The organism is Streptomyces sp. ActVer (assembly GCF_027270795.1).
Lineage (GTDB): Bacteria > Actinomycetota > Actinomycetes > Streptomycetales > Streptomycetaceae > Streptomyces > Streptomyces umbrinus_A.
On sequence record NZ_JAPWHT010000587.1, the window covers coordinates 1 to 5,404 of the forward strand.

Annotated in this window: 4 protein-coding genes and 1 pseudogene; 3 read left to right on the forward strand and 2 right to left on the reverse strand. The window is 70.3% G+C overall.

What is annotated here, in order from left to right:
* A pseudogene (locus tag O3Q52_RS48145) lies at positions 1-953 on the forward strand (hypothetical protein); the annotation flags it as partial.
* Between the two features lie 54 nt (positions 954-1,007).
* On the opposite strand, the gene O3Q52_RS48150 reads toward O3Q52_RS48145, so the two are convergent.
* Positions 1,008-2,303 (reverse strand): ABC transporter substrate-binding protein, encoded by a 1,296-nt coding sequence (locus O3Q52_RS48150; protein WP_269654782.1) that lies wholly within the window; start codon positions 2,301-2,303, stop codon positions 1,008-1,010.
* 117 nt (positions 2,304-2,420) lie between these two features.
* Between O3Q52_RS48150 and O3Q52_RS48155 the strand changes: the two genes are divergently transcribed.
* A complete protein-coding gene (locus O3Q52_RS48155) occupies positions 2,421-2,921 on the forward strand; it encodes a hypothetical protein (protein WP_269654783.1) in 501 nt (166 codons plus the stop codon).
* A 146-nt stretch (positions 2,922-3,067) separates the two neighbouring features.
* Entirely contained in the window at positions 3,068-3,934 is an 867-nt protein-coding gene (gene purU, locus O3Q52_RS48160; protein WP_269654784.1) for a formyltetrahydrofolate deformylase, read from the forward strand.
* Positions 3,935-4,124: 190 nt separating this feature from the next.
* Here purU and O3Q52_RS48165 read toward each other — a convergent pair.
* A partial coding sequence (locus O3Q52_RS48165) for a zf-HC2 domain-containing protein (RefSeq protein ID WP_269654785.1) occupies positions 4,125-5,404 on the reverse strand: 1,280 nt, incomplete at its 5' end.

The window sequence follows — 5,404 nt, forward strand, 5'->3', positions numbered from 1 at the left end:
AAACCCCGGCCGCCGTCACGTACTTGCCGTCGGTCACGACCCGCTCTCCGGTCGGCGCGGCGCAGTACGGGGTGCGCCCGGGCGTACCCGAGGACCGGCAGCAGCCGCCGGCCGAGTTCGACAACCTCTTCCGGGCCGACGCCGGAGGCTCCACGCAGCAGTTGCCCCGAGTCGGCCAGCCGCGGGGGAGACAGGGCGCCGCGGCCGGCTTCGGTACCCCGAACCGTCCCGGTGCCCCCGGCGGCCCGGGTGCGCCCGAGGGTCCCGCAGGTCGCGGCGCACGCCGAGGCGCGGCGGACGGTGACAACGGCCGTGGTGGCCGCACCCGTTCCCGCGTGCCCGTGATCGCCGCGGTCGGCGTGGGCATCGCCGTACTCGGCATCGGCGCGGGCGCCCTGCTCAGCGGCGGCGGGGGCGACGACGGCGACGGCGACGACAACACGACAGTGGCGGCGACCGCGCCCGCCACGGACGACTCGGCCTCCGCGTCCGCCGATCCGGCCAAGGAGCAGGCCGTGGCCCTGGACAAGCTCCTGGCGGACAGCGGCGACAGCCGCGACTCGGTCGTCAAGGCCGTCGGCAACGTACGCAAGTGCGCCAACCTGGGCCAGGCGGCGACCGATCTGCGCAACGCGGCCAAGCAGCGCGACGGCCTGGTCACCAGCCTCGCGGACCTCTCGGTCGACAAGCTGCCGAACCACGCGCAGCTGACCGCCGCGCTCAACAGCGCATGGAAGGCATCCTCCGCGGCGGACACCCGCTACGCGGCCTGGGCCGACCAGACCGCGGGCAAGAAGGGCTGCCGCAAGGGCCAGGCCCGCAACACGGGCCAGACCGCGGCCGGCAACCGGGAGAGCGGCACCGCGACCGCGCAGAAGGCCAAGGCCGCGAAGCTGTGGAACTCCATCGCCCAGACCTACGGACTGACGGAGCGCCAGCCCGGCCAGTTGTGATCGGCGGGTCCGGTGGGTCCTGCGGGGTCGGCGCCCGGTGGGTGCCGGCCCGCGTCAGGACGCTTCCGTGTTCTCCAGCACCTTCGACACGTTCACGAATCCCTTGCGGGCCGAGACCAGTTGGCCCTTGCGCACCACCTGGAACGACACGTCCGAGTTGACCAGCCGGGGGAAGTCGCTCGCCGCGGTCAGATCGTCGAAGCTCCAGCTGAGCGTCGGCGTCAGCCCGCCCGTGCTGATCTTCAGGCCGTCGTCGAGCGTCCGCCGGAGCGTCCGCGAGGACACCTCGCCCTCGCCCAGCGACTCGACGGCCTTCTTCAGCACCGTGTAGGCGACCCAGGTGGTCTGCACCCCGGGGTCGGACTCGTCGATCCGGTTGTCGCCGAAGGCCTTCTCGCGGATGACCTCGCGCATCGGCTTCCACCGCTTGTCGCGCGACGCCGGGTACCAGCCGGTGACGTACGAGCCCTCGTACGCGCTGCCCGTCGCGTCGATCACCGACTGGTCGACGCTGCCCAGCACGGAGGCCGTCCGCACCGTCGGGTACGCCTCGCGGGCACGCCGGAACGAGTCCATGAAGGTGGCCGTGCGGTCCCCGAGCGCGGGCACCACACATCCCTCCTCGGCCGGATCCGCCGTGACCCGCCGCAGCGCCTGGTCGGCGTGGTTCGAGTACTCCGTGGCGTCCTCGGCGGCCCGCTGGTCGACGGCGGCCGAATGCCCCTCGGCGGTCAGACCGGAGTCGAGCAGGACGGGCAGCTCGTCGCCGGCGATCGTGTCGGGCCGTACGAGGGTGACGGGGCCGCAGTTCCTGGCGAGCTGCTGGCCGAGGCCGGCCAGGAGGGCGGGCTGGCCGCCGTTGACCGGGTAGGAGAGCGGGCTGGTGAACTCGTCGTCCGTGACGCCGTACCCGCCGAGATACGGGATGCCGGCCGCCTCCAGCGGGGAGAAGAAGGAGCGGGCGTGCTGGCTGTACGAGCCGACGACGGCGACGACGTTCTCGTCGACCGCGCGGCGGGCGCAGTTGGCGGCGGACACCGTGTCGTTGTGGTCGTTGCAGGTGAGAACCTTGAGCTTGCGGCCGTTGATGCCGCCCTTGGAGTTGATCGAGCGCGCGTACGCCAGTGCCAGGGCGGGCATGCCCGGCTTGTTGGTCGCCTTGGTCTTCTCGGGCGCCCACGTCATGACCGTTATGGTGTCGTCCCCGGAACCCCCCGTGGTACCGGGGACGACACCGCATCCGACGGCTATGGACGCGCACGCCGCCAACGCGCCCGCGGACAGCACTCTGGCCTTGGCGGGACGATGGTGGGCGGGGAGGAAGGTGCGGGTGCGTCGCCTGCCGGTCATGGACACGCACGATTCCGTCACATCGCTACGGGCGGCGTGACCCATGGTCAACGCTTGGTGACCAGAAGGTGAACTCCGGGGTGCGGGGTGGGACGAATCGGCGAGAACGTACGATCGGTGACCGTGCAAGGTTCGGAGAACTCTTCCCGTCGCGGGCGTCGCTCATCCACCATGGGCGGCATGCCACTGAACGACATGCCGTGGTGGCGCTGGCGCAGCAATGTGCGCTCCGCGCTGCACATGCTTTCCGACACCGAGTTCCAGCGAGGGGTCTGGCTCGCGGGGGTCGACGGGTACGGGGATGTGACCGACGCCGTCTATCGCCTCGTCGAGGACACCTGGCTGGACAACTGGTCCGCCGAGAAATACGTGGGGACGATCTTCCGGGACTCGCAGGAGGCGGCGCTCGTCGACAGCGCCGTGCTTCGGGTGCTGCGGATCATGCATCAGGTGGGGCCTGATGCCGCTGTCTCCGTTTATCTCGAACATCAGGGGTGGCCTGAGGCTGTGCGGGCTGCTCGGGATGCGCACGTTCGGATGGCGGTGAGTGATGGGGAGGATCCCGATGTGCAGCCTCGGACGCTTGAGGTTCTGCGGATCATGACTCGCTCCGCCTGAGGTCTGGCCTGGCTGAGGTCTGGTTGTGCGTGCGGGTTGTGTTGGGTTGCTCGCGCAGTTCCTCGCGCCCCTGAAGGGCCCGGCCCCCGGTCCGGCAGGCGGGACGTGTCGTCTGGCTCGGCTCGACTTATGGGACCCTGGCGGGCATGAATGAGCAGTCCGTGACCGAGCAGTACGTCCTTACGCTTTCCTGTCCTGACAAGCAGGGCATCGTGCACGCCGTGTCGAGTTATCTCTTCATGACCGGGTGCAACATCGAGGACAGTCAGCAGTTCGGTGACCATGACACGGGGCTGTTCTTCATGCGGGTCCACTTCTCGGCGGAGTCGCCGGTGACGGTGGAGAAGCTGCGGGCCAGCTTCGCGGCGATCGGTGACTCGTTCCAGATGGAGTGGCAGATCCACCGGGCCGAGGACAAGATGCGGGTCGTGCTGATGGTCAGCAAGTTCGGGCACTGTCTTAACGATCTGCTGTTCCGGGCTCGGATCGGGGCGCTCCCCGTTGAGATCGCGGCTGTGGTTTCGAATCACACGGATTTTGCTGAACTTGTGGCTTCGTATGATGTGCCTTTTCATCACATTCCGGTCACCAAGGACAACAAGGCGCAGGCCGAGGCGCAGTTGCTGGAGCTCGTGCGGGAGCAGGGTGTCGAGCTGGTCGTGCTTGCTCGGTACATGCAGGTGCTCTCGGATGATCTGTGCAAGCAGTTGAGCGGGCGGATCATCAACATCCATCACTCGTTCCTGCCTAGCTTCAAGGGCGCGAAGCCGTACCACCAGGCGCACGTTCGTGGTGTGAAGCTCATCGGTGCCACCGCGCACTATGTGACGGCCGACCTCGACGAGGGGCCGATCATCGAGCAGGAGGTCGAGCGGGTGGGGCATCAGGTCACCCCGGAGCAGCTTGTCGCTGTGGGGCGTGACGTGGAGTGCCAGGCGCTTGCTCGGGCCGTCAAGTGGCATGCGGAGCGGCGGATCCTGTTGAACGGGCGGCGGACCGTCGTTTTTGACTGAGGTGCGTCGCGCCCTGCGTTGTCGCGGGGGAGCGGGCCGTGCCGGTACGTCGAGTCCGCCGCGGCGGGGTGTACGGCTGTTGGCTTTCGAGGAAGACCGTTCCTGGAGGAGCCGTATGCGGCGGACTTTCGACGTACCGGCACGGCCCGCTCCCGTCTGTGGGGCGCGTGCGGGCCGGGGGGTCTGCGCGCTACATGCGGCTCAGTGACGCTGCCGCGAAGAGGACGTCCCTGATTGCCTCTCGGTCTCCTACCTGGCCCGCTGCTGCTTCCTCCGGGGAGACGTGGCCCGCTGCCAGTTGGCAGAACTCGACGCCGTCCAGGGCTATGTGGGCGACCTCGTGGTCGGGGGAGGGCAAGGCGCCGGGGGAGTCCAGGGGGATGAGCCATTCGCCGCCGCCCAGGCCCTCGATCTCCAGGCGGAGGCTGCGGCCGGGGGTGCCGGCCGGGACCAGGTGGCGGGTCTGGCCGGGGGTGGCGAGGCCTGCCTGGCGGCGGGCGGCCAGGGCTGTGGGGAGCATGCGGGCGCCCAGGTCGATCATGGCGTGCAGGTGGCGGGGCGACGGCGGTTCGTAGGGGTAGTCGACCGCCTCGGCGATGTCTCCCGCGTGGACCCAGGTCTCGAAGGCGCGGTCCAGCATCGAGTCCCGCAGGGGGAGTTCGAAGGCGCCGTACGAGACCGGGAGGCGGCCCGATCCTCCCCCACGCTCGGCTCCGCTCGCGCGGGAGGTGCCCCCAGCCGCGAAGGCGACCGTGCGGACGAGGTTGTGGGCCTGCTCGCGCCAGGGGGCTCGTACGGAACGGGTGGGCGGGAAGTGCGAGGTGGTCCAGAATGCCTCTGTGCGGGCCTCTGGGGTGAGGGTGTCCGCCTGGGCTTCGAGGGGGTCGTCCAGGCCCAGGGTCAGGGCTACCAGGCCGTCGACTGTGAGGAGATGGGCGATCACGCCCGCGACGGTGGTGCGGCGGCTGGTCTGTTCGTCGCCCTCGAACCAGCGCAGGCGTACGGGAGCGTGCCACTCCGCGTCGCCGATGTCCTGGAGGAGGGCGTCCAGGCGGGCCGTCTCCGCGTCGTACGGCGTTGCCCACTCGGGGACCGGGATGCGGGGCGGGCGGCGGTCCAGGCAGCTCTCCAGGACGCGGGTGCGGAGGGTGGGGTCCAGGTCGAGGCTCTCCGGCGGGTGCAGGAGGCCCACCGCGTCGCGCAGGCGCAGGGCCTCGTCCGCGCACGCGCCGCAGGTGCCCAGGTGGTCCTCGACCGCTGTCGTCTCCTCGGGGGAGCAGGCCGCCAGGGCCCAGGCGCCGAGCAGGGCTTTGAGGACCCGGTGTTCGAGGAACAGGGGGGCCGGGGCCGGCTCGGGGAGGGGGAGGCCCGTGTCCTCGACCGATGAGCGTGGCATGGGTATGCGCGGGGGTTCGTCGGGCGTGCGGGGTGTGTCGGGGGGAGGGGGGGTGGGGCCTGACGGTCCGACCG

Bases quoted from the DNA above. Each gene is read 5' to 3' on its own strand.
- purU (WP_269654784.1), top strand. From the start codon at position 3,068: ATGAATGAGCAGTCCGTGACCGAGCAGTACGTCCTTACGCTTTCCTGT.
- O3Q52_RS48150 (WP_269654782.1), bottom strand. From the start codon at position 2,303: ATGACCGGCAGGCGACGCACCCGCACCTTCCTCCCCGCCCACCATCGT.